This is a genomic window from Candidatus Chlorobium masyuteum, assembly GCF_011601315.1.
In the GTDB taxonomy this organism is placed as follows: domain Bacteria; phylum Bacteroidota; class Chlorobiia; order Chlorobiales; family Chlorobiaceae; genus Chlorobium; species Chlorobium masyuteum.
Genome location: NZ_JAAORA010000001.1, coordinates 432,562 through 448,401, shown reverse-complemented (window position 1 = coordinate 448,401; position 15,840 = coordinate 432,562). Strand labels below are relative to the sequence as shown.

Genomic DNA, 15,840 nt, shown 5'->3' with positions numbered 1-15,840 from the left:
GTGACCGGGTTTCATCAGGGCGCTTTTAGCCTTGAACCGAAATGTATCAAATTTTTTATTTTTTTTGTCAAAACACGATCCGGTTTTTTTCCTTTCAGACCGGAAAGAGCCGTGTAATGGGCGTAACTGTTTTATAAAAATGAACAAAAGCGAATATGGGTGAAACAATATTAGTGACGGGTTCAACGGGCTTTATTGGTTCGAGGCTGTTGAGTCTGCTTGAAAAGGAAGGGGTAGAGATAAAAGTTTTTCTTCGTCCCGAAAGTGCCGGAGCACCCGTATCCGGGAAGATCGAGATTATCCGGGGCAGTTTCACTGATGATGAAGCGCTTGCCGGTGCAGTGAGGGGTGCTGACCGGATTGTACATCTTGCCGGGGTTACCAAAGCAGCAGATGAAGCTGGTTTTGAAGCCGGTAATGTTATGCCGGTCCGGAAACTGCTTACGGCAGTAAGGAGGCATAATCCCGGGCTCAAGCGCTTTCTGCTTGTATCCTCCCTTACGGCTGCCGGCCCTGCCTCGGATGGGCTTTCAGGTGTCAGGGAGTCAGAGCAATGCCACCCTGTGAGTGCCTACGGGCGAAGCAAGTTAAGGGCGGAAAAGCTCTGTATGGAGTATGCAAACGATATTCCTGTTACCATTATTCGTCCTCCCGCTGTATACGGACCGGGTGATCGTGATATTCTGCAGGTATTCCAGATGCTTGCAAAAGGGGTGCTCATATCAGCAGGCAGAACCGGGAGGCAGCGTTTCAGCATGATCTATGTTGACGATCTTCTTGAAGGTATTTTGCTGGCAGCCCGCGCTGAAAAAGCTGTTGGAGAGCTCTATTATCTTACCTCTCCCTGTTCGTTCAGCTGGGATGATGTTATTGCTGCTGCCCGACCGGTTCTTGGTTTCAGCAGGCTTTATAACGTCTCCCTTCCGGTTCCTCTTGTTTTTCTTGCCGGAACCCTTTTTGGTGCTGCCGGAGCATTGACCGGCAAATCGCCACTTATCAATCGCGATAAGGCCAATGAACTTGTCCAGGACTACTGGGTCTGCTCACCGGAAAAGGCTGAACGCGATCTTGGTTTTATTGCCGGTACCCCCCTTGACAAAGGCGTTGCCATAACCATTGACTGGTACCGGAGAAAGGGCTGGATGTAATGCAGGGCAAAGCTATTCTGCTTCTTTTATAAGTCCTGTAGGACTTATGGAAGATATAAGAGCAGAAAGAGGGTGCAGCGGGAGTTGAAAAGGTTGCCATTCACCCCAGCAGTTTCTGCATGAGCTTCAGGAGGAGGAATTTTTCATCCGGGAAGGGGAGCAGTCCTTTGAGTGCGGCATCGGTTTCCTTCAGGGCGGCTATTGCCCGCTCGGTATCGGAGAGTGAAAACGACCTGGTGTAGGTCAGGTAGTTTTTTACGAAGTACTCCTGCTTGCCGTACATGCCGAGAATTTTGGCGATTTCAGCCTGGGGCAACTGTCGGACTTCGGGCAGAGAGAGTTTCCAGAGACGAATATAAAACGTGGCGAGATACCGGACGATGTTTCCGAGTCCCTCCTTCTGCCCCTCCTGATCCATAATCATCAGAGAGATACCGCTGCATAGCCTGAGATTGCGTGCTGCAAGAGCTTTTTCCAGTTCAAAGACATTGTAGGTACGTGATATGCCCACGCAGTCAAGCACATCGGCAGCGGTGATAAGCTTCAGGCCGGTTCGTGCGGAAGCATACATAATGATTTTATCAATCTCATGGCAGATCTCCCGAGCGGAGGGCTGGATATAGGCCGTGAAGGCCTTGAGCGCATCAGGTTCGAACTCCCAACCGGAGGATTTGGCCCTGTCGGAAGCAAAGAGATCCGGATTTTTAATGACCGGAAACTCTTTGCGGTACATTTTCAGCGTGCTGAACGGTGGTTTTTCCTGCTCCTTTTTCTCGATCTGGTCGGCATCGATAACAAGCACAGTGAAATCTGCCGGATTCTGCATGTACCGGCTGAATTTCTCTTCATGCTGTTTTTGCAGCTCTTTTGTCGGGGGCTTTTTGATTTTTTCAAACTGCCGGATAATAATAAGCTGTTTTTGGGTGAACATCGGGTACTCGGATGCTTTCGATACAAGCTCTCCCGGAGTGAGGTCCGGGCCGTAAAGGATATGCGTATTGGCAGCAGCATCGCTCTCCGAAGGAAAGAGAGCCGTTTTTATCATCTCCGCAACCTCTTCCTTCAGGTAGCTTTCCGGGCCGTAAAGGAAATAAACCGGAGCGATCGTTCCGGCCCGAATACTCTTTTTCAGTGCATCCATTTATTTAAAGATGAGATTATGGATTTTGAATTCTGAATTTTTGATTGGAAAGAGGTTTGTCCCTGGATTACAAGAATTACGACCGGATCGGGGAGGCCTTGCTCTTTCTCTTCGTCGTTGCTCTCCCTGAACTCCTTCTTGTCACTTTACTCGATTTTAGGGGTGCCCTGTTGGGAGGTGTTGAGCACCGGGCGCAGAGAACCCGGTACTCAGCACTTTCTCTTTAAAACGGAAGGTCATCCTTGTCGTTCTCAAGCAGGGGTGCAGATGGAGGAGCAGATGGGGAAGGATAGTCAGAGTCGCTCTGCGAATAATCGCGTTGCGGAGTTTTGTCTGGCTGACGTTCGTAATTCGATGCACCGCCTTCATTGTATCCGCCCATACCGGCACCCTGATCCCTCTGTCCGCCGAGCATCTGCATATCAGTGCAGATAATGTCGGTAGCATATTTCTTTTCGCCGCTTTTCGGGTCATCCCAGCTTCGTGTCTGCAGTTTCCCCTCGATATAGACTTCGCGTCCTTTCGTCAGGTATTGCTGGCATACCTCCCCAAGTCGTCCCCATACGGCAATGTTGTGCCACTCGGTCCGTTCCTGTTTCGAGCCCTGGGCATCCTTGAATGTTTCGCTTGTGGCTATGGTGAAGTTGCATACGGTGTTGCTGCCAGCCTGACGGCTAACCGGATCTTTGCCAAGGCGGCCTATGAGCATTACTTTATTGAGTCCTCTTGCCATGGTGTTTCAGGGTTCATTGAAAAAAGCTTTCGGGAATGCCTTTCCCATGTTTTTTGAAGATATATCTCTGTGTTCTATAGTACAAAAAGTTCAGCATCGATGACGGGGCCTTCTTTGCAGAGCAGGAGAGTGCGTGTGCTTCCGTCAGGAGTATTGATTTCAACACTGCAGCCGTAGCAGATGCCGATGCCGCAGCCCATAACCGATTCAAGAGAAAGTTCGCAGGGGATATGATGCTGCCGGCAGCATCCTGCAAGTGCTTTCAGCATCGGATTGGGCCCGCAGGCAAACACTTTGAGTCCTCCTTTTGTTTCAAGAGTGGGCAGTACACGCTCAAGCAGCTCAACCACATTTCCGCGGAAGCCGGCTGAACCGTCATCTGTCGCGAACATCAGGTTGGTAAGTCCGGGGGCTATCAGATCCTCTTTTGTTCGACCTCCTACCAGATTGATTACCGTTTTTTGGTCAAGGGCAAGTGCTCTCTCCAGAAAGAGCATCGGTGCAGTGCCTACTCCTCCCGACAGCAGGATAGCGGTATCAAAGTTCTGACCGGAAGTATTGAAGCTGTTTCCGAGCGGTCCGAGTACCATCATGGAAGTTCCCGCAACGCAGTTGCTGAAGATGGCGGTACCGCTCCCGATTGATTTGACCATGATATCAATTGAGCTGCCCCTCACATTGTGGATGGAGAAGGGTCTTCTGAGCAGTGGCTGTGTGCTGTCACTGACCTTGATATTGACAAAGTTTCCCGGTTTTGCCGTGGCGGCAATTTCCGGGCACTCCAGCGTAATGATGCTGATATCGCTGCTGATTCGCCGGTTTTCTGTGATTGTTGCGCGGATATCGGCAATGGCGTTCGTTTCGATCATAACGGGACTCATTTCATAAGATGGTGAAAAGAGGATAGACGTTGAGAGATCAATAAAGAGAGTTGCCCTGTCATTTGCAAGCTGTTTGCCAACCCCTTCTCTTTTTCATAATGCACCATAAGTACTCTGTACCAGCAGACCTCGATAAAACGGGTATAAAACAGTCGGAATAATATTTTTTAAACATCGATTGAACTGTGTATGTTTGATCTTTTGCAGAATAAGCTCAGAGTTATATCTTGAACTCTCTGCCCGTATTCTTTAAATATTCCAAACTTCGGTTCATGCGTATTTTAACATTTACAGGTAAAGGCGGGGTAGGAAAAACCAGTGTATCTGCAGCTACGGCGGTCCGTTTGTCAGACATGGGTTATCGAACCCTGATTCTTTCGACCGATCCGGCGCACAGTCTGTCGGACTCCTTCAACCTTCCTCTTGGACCTGAACCGACAAAGATCCGGGAGAACCTTCATGCCATCGAGGTCAACCCCTATGTGGATCTCAAGCAGAACTGGCAGTCTGTTCAGAAGTACTATGCAAAGGTATTTATGGCCCAGGGTGTTTCAGGGGTGATGACCGATGAGATGACCATTCTTCCGGGTATGGAAGAGCTTTTTTCCCTTTTGAGAATAAAGCGCTATAAAGCTTCCGGCCTTTATGATGTACTGGTGCTCGATACGGCTCCAACCGGAGAGACTCTCCGGCTGCTCTCATTGCCTGATACCCTTGCATGGGGAATGAAAGCTATCAAAAATGTCAATAAATATATAATCCGCCCGCTCAGCAAGCCGCTTTCAAAAATGTCTGACAAGATTGCGCATTTTGTGCCTCCTGAAGATGCCATAGAGTCGGTTGACCAGGTTTTTGATGAACTTGAGGATATTCGCGACATCCTTACCGATAATGTGAAATCAACGGTGCGTCTGGTCATGAATGCGGAGAAGATGTCCATCAAGGAGACCATGAGGGCTCTGACCTATCTGAATCTTTACGGATTCAAGGTTGATATGGTGCTTGTCAACAGGTTGCTTGACACCGAGGAGGATAGCGGCTATCTTGAAAAGTGGAAAACTATTCAGCAGAAGTATCTTGGCGAGATTGAGGAGGGTTTTGCTCCGCTACCGGTTAAAAAACTCAGGATGTATGAGCGGGAAATTGTCGGTCTGGAGGCGCTCGACCGTTTTGCCAAGGATATGTATGGTGATACTGATCCTTCTGACATGATGTATGATGAACCGCCGATCAAGTTTGTCAGAATCAAGGATGTCTATGAGGTGCAGCTGAAGCTGATGTTTGCCAATCCTGTTGATATTGATGTCTGGGTTACCGGTGATGAGCTCTATGTCCAGATCGGTAATCAGCGGAAAATCATCACGCTTCCAATCAGTCTTACCGGGCTTGAACCGGGCAATGCTGTTTTCAAGGATAAATGGCTCCATATTCCTTTTGATCTTGACCGGAATGAGCAGAGCCGTCTGCAAAATGAGTCTAAAAGTCATCACAATCAGCGAGCTTGACGGGGTAGTGCGAGAGTGCTTGCTTCGGATGATTTTTATGTTTAACTTGTTTTCATATAATCTTGTTAGCTATATATCATAACAGGGGCTCAGCTTTGCGGCCTCATTTCCAAGGAGGGAAATATGTCGGAATCGTACCAGAAACTGCGTAAGGATTTCAAGGAACTTGAATTTACTGATCGCCTGACTTTTCTTGCCGAAAGTGTTCTCTTGACCGGACAGAGCGCAGTGGTGGGGGGATTGAATCTTGCCGGAAGCCTTTTTGACACCGTAACCGGTACCGTTGGTGCTGTTATTGATGCTTCGGGAATTGGTAATCTGCTTGGCAACACCGGTGGAGTTGTCGGGGAGACTATTGACCGTGTGGCAATTACCGTCAAGGATGCCTCAAGAACAGCCAATGAGCTTTACGCTAACGCCGTTGAAACGGTGGAGAATGCTACGAGCAATGCAGCAACTGCAGTTGGTGATGTAGGGGTTTCAGCCTCGACTGCTGTCAAGAATTTTACCGGCTCATTTCAGAAAGGACCGGTAAGAAAATAGAATCGTTTGATTGCTGATCAGTTGATTGTGTTTTGGTCCCTGTAATTTTTTTTGTGTTTTTTCGTTTATTACTGTAAATTGATTACAGAATACTGTTTTAAATATCTGATAACTTTCCAATAATTTAATTCCAAGGAGGAATTATGAGTGGTGGTGGCGTTTTTACTGATATCCTGGCTGCAGCCGGCCGCATTTTTGAAGTAATGGTTGAAGGCCATTGGGAAACTGTTGGTATGCTGTTTGATTCACTGGGCAAAGGCACCATGAGAATCAACCGCAATGCATATGGCAGCATGGGCGGAGGCACAAGCCTTCGTGGCGGATCACCTGAGGTTACAGGTTATGCTGTTCCTTCAAAAGAAGTTGCTTCAAAGTTTGCGAAGTAAGCAGATAGAGATCCTCTTTCTTCAAGGCAGTGAAAAGTTTAATGTTTCACTGCCTTTTTTTATTTGTGTCAAGCCGTAGCAGAAGCTGAAAGCAAAGTCAGCTCGTTCCATGAGTGTTTTCCTGGCAGCTTTCCGGCCGTAAATCTCTTTTGAGTTCCATTACTGATCACGAGGGCTTACAGGCTCTGTGGATCAGTAATTTCTGTTTATTCTAAAATTTTAATAGATTTCGCTTCAACGTCCCATTAAGAGTTAAGTGAACGGGTAGAGGGGTTAATGGCTAATATATCTTTGTATGTTTCAGGGCAGACCGAGCAGAGTGATATAACCGAGTTTTTTCAGAAAGGCCTTATGAATGCAGGGGAGAATCCCATAGCATTTTTTGACGGGGTCTTTTATGAATCACATCAGGAACGTGTCGGCAATATTGCATTTCAGGACTACCTGATCTATACCGACAAGGCGGTTTATCTTTGGGCACGGGGTTCTGCAAAAGACTTCCTCGACAGATTTGATCTTGGTACGGTTTCAGTCAACAGCCGCAATAAAGATCATGATTTTGCAACGCTCAATCTGAAAATCCGCAGGGAGGACAAAGATCCTGTCTATGTGATTTTTGACATGGTTGAACTGCGTGAAGCCGAACAGATTTCAAGACTGCATACCGTGATCGAGTCGATCATAGAAGAGCATCTCGGCCTTAATTTCCGTAAAAACCTGCCGGACGAAGTTGCTGATGAAGTCCTCAGAGCAGCTCGCAGTGTTTGTATTCCCCAGATTATTACGCTTCGATTAGCAGCACCGGATCCGGCCCAGCAGGAGAGTCATATTGGCTATGGTCAGGATCTGCTTGAACAGTACAAGGCAAATATGGGTTATCCGCCTTCCGAGCGCGCTCAGCAGCCAGGAATGCCCCCTTCAGGTGCTTCGCATGGACAGGAGCATGGGCAGGGTGGATTTTCTCCGGCTGACGCACTCAAGGGGCTCGAAAACATTCTTCCCACCGATCCGGCTTCATTGAAAAGAGTTGTTGAATCGCTGAAGGATCTGGTTGGAGATGCACCCTTCAAACTTCGTGATCAGCTGCGCAGTGACCTGCAGCATGTGCCGGGAATGCTTTCGGCTATCACTGAACTGCTTACCAGTATATCGGATAATCCCCAGGCCGAGCGTTTCATCATGAATATCGTCAAGACGGCTGTCCGCAATGACGGCATGATTGGTTCGGTAAGCAAGCTTATGAAGCTCTCTTCCAGTTTTGGCGGTTCACCGAAAAAAAATTCTCAAAAGAGCAGTTCCAATTCAGGATCTTCCAGAGACTCTTCACGCTCAGATCGTCGCGATCCTTTTGATGATGATGAGGCGACCGGTCAAAGAAAGAAGATCAAGATCAGCAGTGAAGATGGTGCTACCCGGAATGATGACTGTTTCGGTCGTGAAGCTTCATCGGGAAAAGTTACCACCGTTTCATCCGCATCCGGCATGAAGAGCGCCCGCTCTTTTGCCGATCTCGATGATGATGATGATATGCCGAAACGCAAGAGCATATCCATTCAAACTCTTGACGAAAACCAGCCGGCTATTGTCAAGCATATGCTGCATACCGATGACTCTGTTCAGGAAAACGCCGCGCCTGATCGTGTTGCTCCAAAGCTTTCAGGAGAGAATGGTGCCGGTACGGCAAGAAAAAAAATCAGTATTGTTCCCGAGGAGGGGAAAAAAGAGGGGAAATCTCCGGAACAACCAGGCGCGAAAGATATGCCGGATCCTGATGAGATAGCTGCAGCTTTTGCTGCCATTCGCCTCCCTGATGAGGATGACGGGTAAGAAGGGTCTGAACATCGATAACAAGCATTCAATCAAGATCAACTCCACTCAATAGTTTTATTACCAACATGAGAATTATTCTTTACTTGGGTAAAGGAGGGGTAGGGAAAACCACCGTTTCAGCCTCAACTGCAACTGCAATTGCCCGAAGAGGACAACGGGTTTTGATTATGAGCACCGATGTTGCTCACAGCCTTGCCGATGCTTTCAGTGTTGAGCTCTCCTCTACACCATTGGAAGTTGAAAAGAACCTCTTTGCCATGGAGGTTAATGTTCTTGCCGAAATCAGGGAGAACTGGAATGAACTCTACTCTTATTTCTCTTCTATTTTAATGCATGACGGCGCCAATGAGGTGGTCGCTGAAGAGCTTGCTATCATGCCGGGAATGGAGGAGATGATCAGTCTTCGTTATATCTGGAAGGCGGCCAAGTCAGGAGATTATGATGTTGTTGTTGTTGATGCTGCGCCGACAGGCGAGACCATGAGACTGCTTGGCATGCCGGAATCCTATGGCTGGTATTCCGACAAGATCGGCGGCTGGCACTCGAAGGCGATTGGTTTTGCGGCACCGCTTCTGAGCAAGTTCATGCCGAAGAAAAATATCTTCAAACTCATGCCTGAGGTAAACGAGCACATGAAAGAGCTTCATGCCATGCTTCAGGATAAGTCCATAACCACTTTCCGGGTTGTGCTTAATCCTGAAAATATGGTTATCAAGGAGGCCTTGCGTGTACAGACATACCTCAATCTTTTCGGTTACAAGCTTGATGCTGCTGTAGTCAACAAGATTCTTCCGTCAAGCTCCACAGACTCATACCTTCAGAGCCTGATTGACATCCAGACCAAATATCTCGGTGTGATCGATAACTGTTTCTATCCGGTCCCGATTTTCAAGGTGAAACAGTCTACGGCCGAAATCATCAATACCGACCGTCTTCATGTGCTGAGTCAGGAGATGTTCGGTGATAAAAATCCGGCGGATATTCTCTACTCCAATGAGAGAACCCAGGTTCTGGAGAAAGTCAATGGTAAATATGTGCTGAGTCTCTATCTGCCCAACGTGGAGGTAACGAAGCTCAATGTCAATATCAAGGGCGATGAGCTGCTGGTCGATATCAACAACTTCCGCAAGAGCATTATTCTTCCGAATGTTCTGGTCGGGCGCAAGACCGAAGGCGCTGATTTTGCAGAAGGTAACCTCAACATCACCTTTGCCAACTGAGAGCAGTTTCAACTCTGTTCTCTGAAAAAGAGCGTTCTATAAGGACGGACGGCTTCTCGGCGGTCCGTCCTTTTTTTTACACTCTGATGGACTCTCTTACCCTTATCAGAACCGACCGGTCGCTGCATCGGTCGAGAAGCTGCAGGGCGCACTCACCGGTTGCCGGATAGAGGGGATTGGCGATATCGAGCATAGGCAGAAGTACGAACTTCCTGCAATGCAGTTCGGGGTGAGGAATGGTTAGTGCAGGTGTGCTGATCACCAGATCATCATAGAGCAGAATATCAAGGTCTATAACCCTTGGGCTCCAGCGTGGATAGGTTTCAGGCCGGCCGAGTTCCTGCTCGATAATTTTGCACTGCCGGCGAAGCTCTTCAGGTGCAAGTGAGGTGTCAAGAAGAACAACCCCGTTGTAAAACCGTTTCTGGCCGGCCTCTCCTACCGGTTCAGTCATATATACATGCGAGACTCGCACCACGGCTGTTTTCTCAAGAAGGCTCAACCGGTCAACTGCTTCCTGAAGATGGTGGAGACGATCTCCGATATTGGATCCGATTCCGATAAATACCTTGTGCGGCGTCATAGTATCAGTGACGGGATGTCGTGTAATCAGCCTCGGCATAGTCGCAGATACCGTCAACAGGCGGGTTCCTCTTGCGTACCCTTATGGAGAGACGTTCAATCACCGGAAAGTCGAGCAGGAGCTCGTGAGCGATCTCATAGGCTACCGCCTCGATGAGAAAGAATTTTCTGAGGGTCAGCGCTGCCCTGATTTTGCGGTAGACCGCACCGTAATCGATGGTTTTGGTGATATCGTCGTGTTTGGCTGCATCGGTATAGTCAAAAAAGAGTTCCGCATCGACTTCATATTTCGCACCGACCGTATGCTCTTCCCTGAGGACTCCGTGGTGAGCATAGAAGACCATGTTTACCAGCCGGACGCATGAGAGGGAGTGCTGTGTCATAAATAAGGTTCAGATGATCAATGTCATGCAAGCTAATAATGTTAATGACAAAACCCGTAAATCAAAACCTGAAAAAGTAAATTCTCCGCTCTTCCTCTCCGGAGTGTAAAGGGCGGGAAAATACCGGACGGAGATGACCGGAGTGCGGGTGAGAGGGTCGTGGGCTCTCTGGTAAAAAAGTGTTACCTTTAAATCGCCCGGAGAGTCAGCCGGGGAGAGAACAATTATTTAATAATGTATCAAGTGCGGCAATTATGATGAAGGCGCGGAACGATTTTTATGAGGGGTGCCGCTCAAGGGCCATTATGCTTGCCCTTGAGGAAGATCGCTATACCGGTGATATTACAACGCTTGCCACCATTGAGCCCGGCCAGGTGGGTAGTGCACAGATAAAAGCGAAAGAGGATGGTATTATAGGTGGTGTTGACGTTGCCCAGCAGGTTTTTAACGCCTGTGATCCGGAACTGTCGGTTGTGCTGCATCGAAATGATGGTGAAGAGGTTCACCGTGGTGATCTGATATTTGAAATCAATGGGAAGGTTGCGCCATTGATGGTCGGTGAACGGACCGCGCTTAATTTTATGCAGCGCATGTCGGGTATTGCGACCAGAACGAGAGCCTATGTTGACCGGATCAGCCATACTGCCGCCAGGATTCTCGACACACGAAAAACGGTGCCGGGTTTGCGCTATTTTGACAAGGAGGCGGTAAGGATCGGTGGCGGAGTTAACCACCGTTTCGGCCTTTTTGACATGATTCTTATCAAGGATAACCATATTGATGCTTCAGGAGGGATTGCCCAGGCAATTCGCCGGGCCCAGAAATACCGTGAAAAACAGAACCTTGAGGTAAAGATCGAAACCGAAGTGCGTAGCATGGATGAGTTGAGCCGGGCGCTGGTCTGTATGCCGGATATTATCCTGCTTGATAACTTTACTGCGGATCTTATGAAAGAGGCGGTTGATTATGTCAGGAGCGCATGCAGCACGGTTCAGCTTGAAGCATCGGGCAATATCGGTATGCTCAATGTTCTCGAGGTTGCCGAAACAGGTGTTGATTATATCTCTATCGGTGAACTGACCCACAGCGTGAGGGCTCTTGATCTTTCAATGACGATCAATCTGGCTTGAATGGAAGGGAACATGGAGATTGGAGTGGACATTGTCGATCTTGAGCGGATCGAAAAGGTATACAGCCGGTATGGTATGAAGTTTCTCAGAAAGTTTCTTTCCGAAGAGGAGATCAATCTTTGCCTCCATAAACCGCAGGTCATTGCAAGCCTTGCCGGAAGATTTGCAGCTAAAGAGGCTGTTGTCAAAGCACTTGGTACAGGATTTTCAGGAAAAGTGCACTGGAAGAGCTTTGAAATTCTCAATGACAGTCGCGGCCGTCCATTTGTGCGGCCTCTTCGTGCCGATATTTTTCCTGCCGGGTGTTCAATCAAAATCTCAATTGCGCATGATCGTCATGCTGCGGTAGCTACGGCGCTGCTGGAGCTCGCATAAGGGTTGTTCGGCGCCAGAGGTGAAGAAAAACAGTGAACGGAGAGCAGAAACAGAAAAAGGCAGGAGTTCCGGGAGGGACTCCTGCCTTTTTTAACTGTAGTTGGTGCTGATCAGGCGTGGTGAACCGGAATTGGTGTTACTTCCTCGGTAATCGTTATTTTCGACTTGATGATCTCATAGATCTTCTCTTTGAGAATGGTGTCGGTGATGTAATCCCTGAACTCTGCCGAGAGGTAGGTGCTCAGAAGATCTTCAGCATTCATCGATGCATTTTTGCCTGCCTCTTTTTCTGCATAGGCCTTTATGTCATCGTCCGTCACGGTAAGCTTATCAAGTTCGGCGATTTTCTGGCTGATAAGAAGCCATTGGGCATGTTTTTCTGCATTCGGCTTCATGGCCAGACGGAACTGGGCATCATCAAAGGATTTCGGGAAGTTTCCGCCCATCTGTCGTTTGGCGTTTTCAACCAGCATATTTGAAAACGATTCGACCATAGATTTGGGTGCAGGTACCGGATTCTCCTCAATCAGCTTTGCCGAGATTGATTCAAGCAGCTCCTCTTCGGATTTTGCTTCAAAGTGCTGCGTGAGCTGTATGCGGACATCGCTGGTAAAGTCGGTAACTGACTCAAACCGTCCGCCGGTGATCTCTTTGACCAGTTCATCGGTCAGTTCAGGAAGTTCGAGGCGCTTGATTTCACTGATGGTTACCCGGAACCTGGTTGGCTCTATATCGGCATCCTTCTGATCGGCAGTAACCTCAATGACATCACCTGCCTTTTTCCCTGTCAGCTCTTTGCGGAAGGGGTTATCCTCGGGTAGATACTCAAGGTTGAAGTGATGGTTGTCGGTTTTCTGCTCTTCGTCGGGTTCGCCTGCTGCGTTGATATGGATGACATCACCGATTACGGTGTCAGTCGCAGCTGCGGGTTTATCCACGGTGATCATGGTGCCGTGACCCTTGAGAATGAGATTTATTTCACGCTGTACATCCTCATCGGTAATCGAGTAGCTTTTCCGGGTGAAGGGGTAGGCGCTGTAATCCTTGAGCTCAAATTCAGGATGGATATCATAGGAGAGCCGGATGGTCAGAAGATCAGGCGTAAAGGTGAAATCAATCAGCTGGGCGCGGCTTGCCGGCTTGATGTTTTCGGCTTCGACAATCTCACCGAAATGTTTTGAAGCCAGTTTTTCAGCTATGTTTGCCTCAATCGACGGACCTGCGAGTTTTTTGATCAGGCTTGCAGGAGCATGTCCTTTTCTGAATCCCTTGATCTGGATGGTTCTTTTAGCTTCTTCCAGTTCCTGGTTATAATCGGCACCGAACTCTTCTGCGGAAAGGATTATTTCCACTTCCTGTTCGGTTTCGCTGACGTTCTTGATATTCTTTTGCAAGGCTCTCTGTGGTTAATTGGAATTGTGCAAAATGTAAAGTTCAGAAGATACGAATTATTCCTCTTTAATAAAAGACAACCGCCGGTAGAGGCCTGCTTACCGTTTCGGTTTATAGACCAGTGTCGACAAGGGCGGTCCAAGCAGTATTGCCGAGGCGGCATTTGCTATATCGTCAGCGGTTACCGCCTTGATCGATGCGGTTTTTTCTTCCGGACCAATAAATCGGCCAAAATAGGCAATGTCTGAAGATGTTTGCGACATTCTTCGTGTCATCTTTTCCTGCCCCATGATATGGGCGCCAAGCAGTTTTGTTTTTGCCGCATCGACCTCTTCCGGGTCAGGATGCTTCAGCGCATCGCTTTGGAGCAGCTCCCTGATGAGCTCAATGGTGAGTTTTGTTTTGTTGCTCTCAGTACCGGCATAGATGTTCAGAGCGGTCAGATCATCAAAAAAAGTCAGGGATGAGTAGACATTGTAGGCCAACCCCCGTTTTTCACGAAGCTCCAGGTTGAGCAGGGAGCTCATGCCATTACCAAGCATGGAGTTAAGCACCATAAGGCTGTGAAAGATCGGGTCGTGTCGGGCGATGGCTGTGCCAAGTACGATCTGTGACTGGAACAGCTGTTTTTTAAGGGTCACCTCAAACGGAGTATAGTGCTCGGCAAGAAAGGGCTGGCGACGGTACGGCTCGCCCTTTCTCTCTTCAAGCTTGCCGAGAAAGCGTTCGGAGAGTCTGACGACTTCGTTATGCGGCACGTTGCCGGTTGCGGTGATCATCATATTTCCGGGGACATAGTGCTGGCGCATGAACTGCTTCAGGTCACTATCCGAAAATTCACTGACGCTTTTTTCGCTGCCGAGAATTGGTCTGCCGAGCGGATGCAGGGGAAAGGAGCGCAAATCAAACTCTTCGAAAATCAGCTCTTCCGGTGTATCGTTGACACTGCTTATCTCCTCAATGACCACCTCTTTTTCCTTCTCTATCTCTTCGGGTGGGAAGGTAGGGTCACAGACCAGATCGGCAAGCAGTTCAAAGGAGGGTTCAAGGTGTTCGCACAGGCATCGCAGGTAGAGGCAGGTCTGTTCCTTTGTCGTATAAGCATCAAGGTAACCGCCATGCTTTTCAATATTTCTTGCGATATCAAGATAGCTTCGCTTTTTTGTTCCCTTGAAGAGTGCATGTTCAATGAAGTGGGCCAGACCGGGAGCACTCTCCGGGTCATCGCGCGAGCCTGCATTGATCTGTATGCCGAGTGTAATGCTTTCAACGTGGGAAACTGAATCAGTAACAACCCGTAATCCGTTCGTCAGAAGCTCCTGCTGAACCGGTGCTGTCTGATACAGCCTGTTTTCTTTTGTCATTACCGAAATTTTTTCTGATGCTTATGAGCGGAATTGAATGCAATGTAGTTTTAATTCTTATTTTTATAAACAGTGAAGCTTTGCTGTCAAACTTACCCTGCCGGTCTGGGCGCATTTCTCAGGCAGTGAAAATCGAGCAGATCGGACATTTTGCCCCGCTATCAGTAAAGAGGGTTGTTCCCGGAGTTTCACCGGGGGTGGGTAAGGGAGCAGAAAGAGGGAAATATTCAGCATTTCATGCCCAACTCATCAATTGTCATAACCGGGGCTACCGGCTATATCGGCTCCCAGATTCTTCTTGCGCTTCTCTCCCGGTTCTCCGGGCAGTTCAGCATCAGGGTGATAGCCCGCCAAAGCTCGGACTGCTCCTTTCTTGAATCACTTCCGGTTGACGTTGTCCGGGCGGATATTCTTGATCCTCTCGCGCTCAATGAAGCGTTCAGGGGTGCTGACACCGTTTTTCACTGCGCCGGACTGATCTCCTACACCGGTAATTTCCGTAACGCGCTTTATGAAAACAATGTCGTAGGAACCAGAAACGTCGTTAATGCCTGCATTTTGAACAATGTCCGGAGGCTTGTACTGACCAGCTCCATCGCTGCTGTCGGTTCCACAGAGGACGGTTCGCCTGCCAGCGAGTTGACAACGTTTCAGGAGTGGCAGCGCAGGAATGGTTACATGGAGGCAAAGCATCTGGCAGAGCTTGAGGGACTTCGCGGTGTGGCCGAAGGGCTTGATGTTGTGCTGGTCAATCCCGGAGTTGTTATTGGTGTTGATCATAACAATTCGGCTTCTCTCAGCTCTTCCAACGACGTGCTTCGTCTGATATACCAGGGCCGGTTGCCGCTCTGTCCTTCAGGAGGTACCGGTTTTGTTGACGTTCGCGATGTGGCTGAAGCGCATATTGCTGCATGGCAGAAAGGACGGACAGGTGAGCGATATCTGGTTGTCGGTCATAACCTGCTCTTCCGGGAGCTTTTCGATCGCATCGGCAGCCTTGCCGGTAGCAGTATGGGCCCGGTTTTCATGGTTCCCGACACCTTCGGGTTTCTGGCCGGTCTCGGAGGGGAGATCTGGTCGATTGTTACCAATTCGCCCTCATTTATCAGTCTGGAAAGCATACGTATTTCATCACGACCGCTCTCATACAGCAACAGCCGTTCAGTGCAGGAGTTGAACCTGCGTTACCGGGAACTTTCGGAAACGCTTATGACTATTGTAATCTGA

The 15,840-nt window shown here is 48.7% G+C and carries 16 protein-coding genes; 9 read left to right on the top strand and 7 right to left on the bottom strand.

The annotated features are described in order from the left end of the window. Positions 1–155 precede the first annotated feature (155 nt). Positions 156–1,148 carry an NAD-dependent epimerase/dehydratase family protein gene (locus G9409_RS01985; protein ID WP_166807193.1) on the top strand — a complete coding sequence of 331 codons (993 nt, stop codon included), beginning with the start codon at positions 156–158 and terminating at the stop codon, positions 1,146–1,148. Positions 1,149–1,248: 100 nt separating this feature from the next. Here the strand turns inward: G9409_RS01985 and holA are convergent, their stop codons facing one another. The 3 genes from holA to G9409_RS01970 all read right to left on the bottom strand — a co-directional run bounded on the left by holA (position 1,249) and on the right by G9409_RS01970 (position 3,891). Beyond that, positions 1,249–2,289: a DNA polymerase III subunit delta gene (gene holA / locus G9409_RS01980; RefSeq protein ID WP_166807192.1), complete on the bottom strand. Its 1,041-nt coding sequence runs from the start codon at positions 2,287–2,289 to the stop codon at positions 1,249–1,251. A 223-nt stretch (positions 2,290–2,512) separates the two neighbouring features. After that, positions 2,513–3,022 (bottom strand): single-stranded DNA-binding protein, encoded by a 510-nt coding sequence (locus G9409_RS01975; protein WP_166807191.1) that lies wholly within the window; start codon positions 3,020–3,022, stop codon positions 2,513–2,515. Positions 3,023–3,096: 74 nt separating this feature from the next. Next, positions 3,097–3,891, bottom strand: a complete 795-nt coding sequence (locus tag G9409_RS01970) for a dihydroorotate dehydrogenase electron transfer subunit (protein WP_235923212.1) — start codon at positions 3,889–3,891, stop codon at positions 3,097–3,099. Positions 3,892–4,175: 284 nt separating this feature from the next. On the opposite strand from G9409_RS01970, the gene G9409_RS01965 reads away from it, so the two are divergent. From G9409_RS01965 to G9409_RS01945, 5 genes are all read left to right on the top strand, one after another. Continuing rightward, positions 4,176–5,408, top strand: a complete 1,233-nt coding sequence (locus tag G9409_RS01965; protein WP_166807189.1) for a TRC40/GET3/ArsA family transport-energizing ATPase — start codon at positions 4,176–4,178, stop codon at positions 5,406–5,408. 123 nt (positions 5,409–5,531) lie between these two features. Continuing rightward, positions 5,532–5,951 (top strand): chlorosome protein C, encoded by a 420-nt coding sequence (locus tag G9409_RS01960; RefSeq protein WP_166807188.1) that lies wholly within the window; start codon positions 5,532–5,534, stop codon positions 5,949–5,951. A 143-nt stretch (positions 5,952–6,094) separates the two neighbouring features. Then, positions 6,095–6,337, top strand: a complete 243-nt coding sequence (locus G9409_RS01955; RefSeq protein ID WP_006366302.1) for a bacteriochlorophyll c-binding family protein — start codon at positions 6,095–6,097, stop codon at positions 6,335–6,337. 276 nt (positions 6,338–6,613) lie between these two features. Beyond that, positions 6,614–8,164, top strand: a complete 1,551-nt coding sequence (locus G9409_RS01950) for a hypothetical protein (RefSeq protein ID WP_166807187.1) — start codon at positions 6,614–6,616, stop codon at positions 8,162–8,164. 68 nt (positions 8,165–8,232) lie between these two features. Beyond that, positions 8,233–9,387: an ArsA family ATPase gene (locus tag G9409_RS01945; protein ID WP_166807186.1), complete on the top strand. Its 1,155-nt coding sequence runs from the start codon at positions 8,233–8,235 to the stop codon at positions 9,385–9,387. Positions 9,388–9,463: 76 nt separating this feature from the next. Here the strand turns inward: G9409_RS01945 and folK are convergent, their stop codons facing one another. Both folK and folB read right to left on the bottom strand, forming a co-directional pair. After that, a complete protein-coding gene (gene folK / locus G9409_RS01940; RefSeq protein ID WP_166807185.1) occupies positions 9,464–9,970 on the bottom strand; it encodes a 2-amino-4-hydroxy-6-hydroxymethyldihydropteridine diphosphokinase in 507 nt (168 codons plus the stop codon). A 4-nt stretch (positions 9,971–9,974) separates the two neighbouring features. Continuing rightward, positions 9,975–10,352: a dihydroneopterin aldolase gene (gene folB / locus G9409_RS01935; protein WP_076792095.1), complete on the bottom strand. Its 378-nt coding sequence runs from the start codon at positions 10,350–10,352 to the stop codon at positions 9,975–9,977. 254 nt (positions 10,353–10,606) lie between these two features. On the opposite strand from folB, the gene nadC reads away from it, so the two are divergent. Both nadC and G9409_RS01925 read left to right on the top strand, forming a co-directional pair. Next, on the top strand, positions 10,607–11,482 hold the full coding sequence (gene nadC / locus G9409_RS01930; protein WP_166807184.1) for a carboxylating nicotinate-nucleotide diphosphorylase: 876 nt from the start codon (positions 10,607–10,609) through the stop codon (positions 11,480–11,482). A gap of 12 nt (positions 11,483–11,494) precedes the next feature. Then, complete coding sequence (locus tag G9409_RS01925; protein WP_166807452.1) at positions 11,495–11,857, top strand: holo-[acyl-carrier-protein] synthase; 363 nt, start codon at positions 11,495–11,497, stop codon at positions 11,855–11,857. A gap of 110 nt (positions 11,858–11,967) precedes the next feature. Here G9409_RS01925 and tig read toward each other — a convergent pair whose 3' ends face one another. Both tig and G9409_RS01915 read right to left on the bottom strand, forming a co-directional pair. Further along, on the bottom strand, positions 11,968–13,251 hold the full coding sequence (tig, locus tag G9409_RS01920; protein ID WP_166807183.1) for a trigger factor: 1,284 nt from the start codon (positions 13,249–13,251) through the stop codon (positions 11,968–11,970). A gap of 96 nt (positions 13,252–13,347) precedes the next feature. Beyond that, a complete protein-coding gene (locus tag G9409_RS01915) occupies positions 13,348–14,613 on the bottom strand; it encodes a M16 family metallopeptidase (RefSeq protein WP_166807182.1) in 1,266 nt (421 codons plus the stop codon). A 237-nt stretch (positions 14,614–14,850) separates the two neighbouring features. Here G9409_RS01915 and G9409_RS01910 point away from each other — a divergent pair, with 237 nt between their 5' ends. Next, on the top strand, positions 14,851–15,840 hold the full coding sequence (locus tag G9409_RS01910) for an NAD-dependent epimerase/dehydratase family protein (RefSeq protein ID WP_166807181.1): 990 nt from the start codon (positions 14,851–14,853) through the stop codon (positions 15,838–15,840).

What these genes read in the sequence shown, in the direction of transcription:
- G9409_RS01965 (WP_166807189.1), top strand. Translation starts at nt 4,176, where the DNA reads ATGCGTATTTTAACATTTACAGGTAAAGGCGGGGTAGGAAAAACCAGT.
- G9409_RS01925 (WP_166807452.1), top strand. Translation starts at nt 11,495, where the DNA reads ATGGAGATTGGAGTGGACATTGTCGATCTTGAGCGGATCGAAAAGGTA.
- G9409_RS01970 (WP_235923212.1), bottom strand. Translation starts at nt 3,891, where the DNA reads ATGATCGAAACGAACGCCATTGCCGATATCCGCGCAACAATCACAGAA.
- G9409_RS01955 (WP_006366302.1), top strand. Translation starts at nt 6,095, where the DNA reads ATGAGTGGTGGTGGCGTTTTTACTGATATCCTGGCTGCAGCCGGCCGC.
- G9409_RS01960 (WP_166807188.1), top strand. Translation starts at nt 5,532, where the DNA reads ATGTCGGAATCGTACCAGAAACTGCGTAAGGATTTCAAGGAACTTGAA.
- nadC (WP_166807184.1), top strand. Translation starts at nt 10,607, where the DNA reads ATGATGAAGGCGCGGAACGATTTTTATGAGGGGTGCCGCTCAAGGGCC.
- folB (WP_076792095.1), bottom strand. Translation starts at nt 10,352, where the DNA reads ATGACACAGCACTCCCTCTCATGCGTCCGGCTGGTAAACATGGTCTTC.
- G9409_RS01945 (WP_166807186.1), top strand. Translation starts at nt 8,233, where the DNA reads ATGAGAATTATTCTTTACTTGGGTAAAGGAGGGGTAGGGAAAACCACC.
- holA (WP_166807192.1), bottom strand. Translation starts at nt 2,289, where the DNA reads ATGGATGCACTGAAAAAGAGTATTCGGGCCGGAACGATCGCTCCGGTT.
- G9409_RS01910 (WP_166807181.1), top strand. Translation starts at nt 14,851, where the DNA reads ATGCCCAACTCATCAATTGTCATAACCGGGGCTACCGGCTATATCGGC.
- folK (WP_166807185.1), bottom strand. Translation starts at nt 9,970, where the DNA reads ATGACGCCGCACAAGGTATTTATCGGAATCGGATCCAATATCGGAGAT.
- G9409_RS01915 (WP_166807182.1), bottom strand. Translation starts at nt 14,613, where the DNA reads ATGACAAAAGAAAACAGGCTGTATCAGACAGCACCGGTTCAGCAGGAG.
- G9409_RS01950 (WP_166807187.1), top strand. Translation starts at nt 6,614, where the DNA reads ATGGCTAATATATCTTTGTATGTTTCAGGGCAGACCGAGCAGAGTGAT.
- G9409_RS01985 (WP_166807193.1), top strand. Translation starts at nt 156, where the DNA reads ATGGGTGAAACAATATTAGTGACGGGTTCAACGGGCTTTATTGGTTCG.
- G9409_RS01975 (WP_166807191.1), bottom strand. Translation starts at nt 3,022, where the DNA reads ATGGCAAGAGGACTCAATAAAGTAATGCTCATAGGCCGCCTTGGCAAA.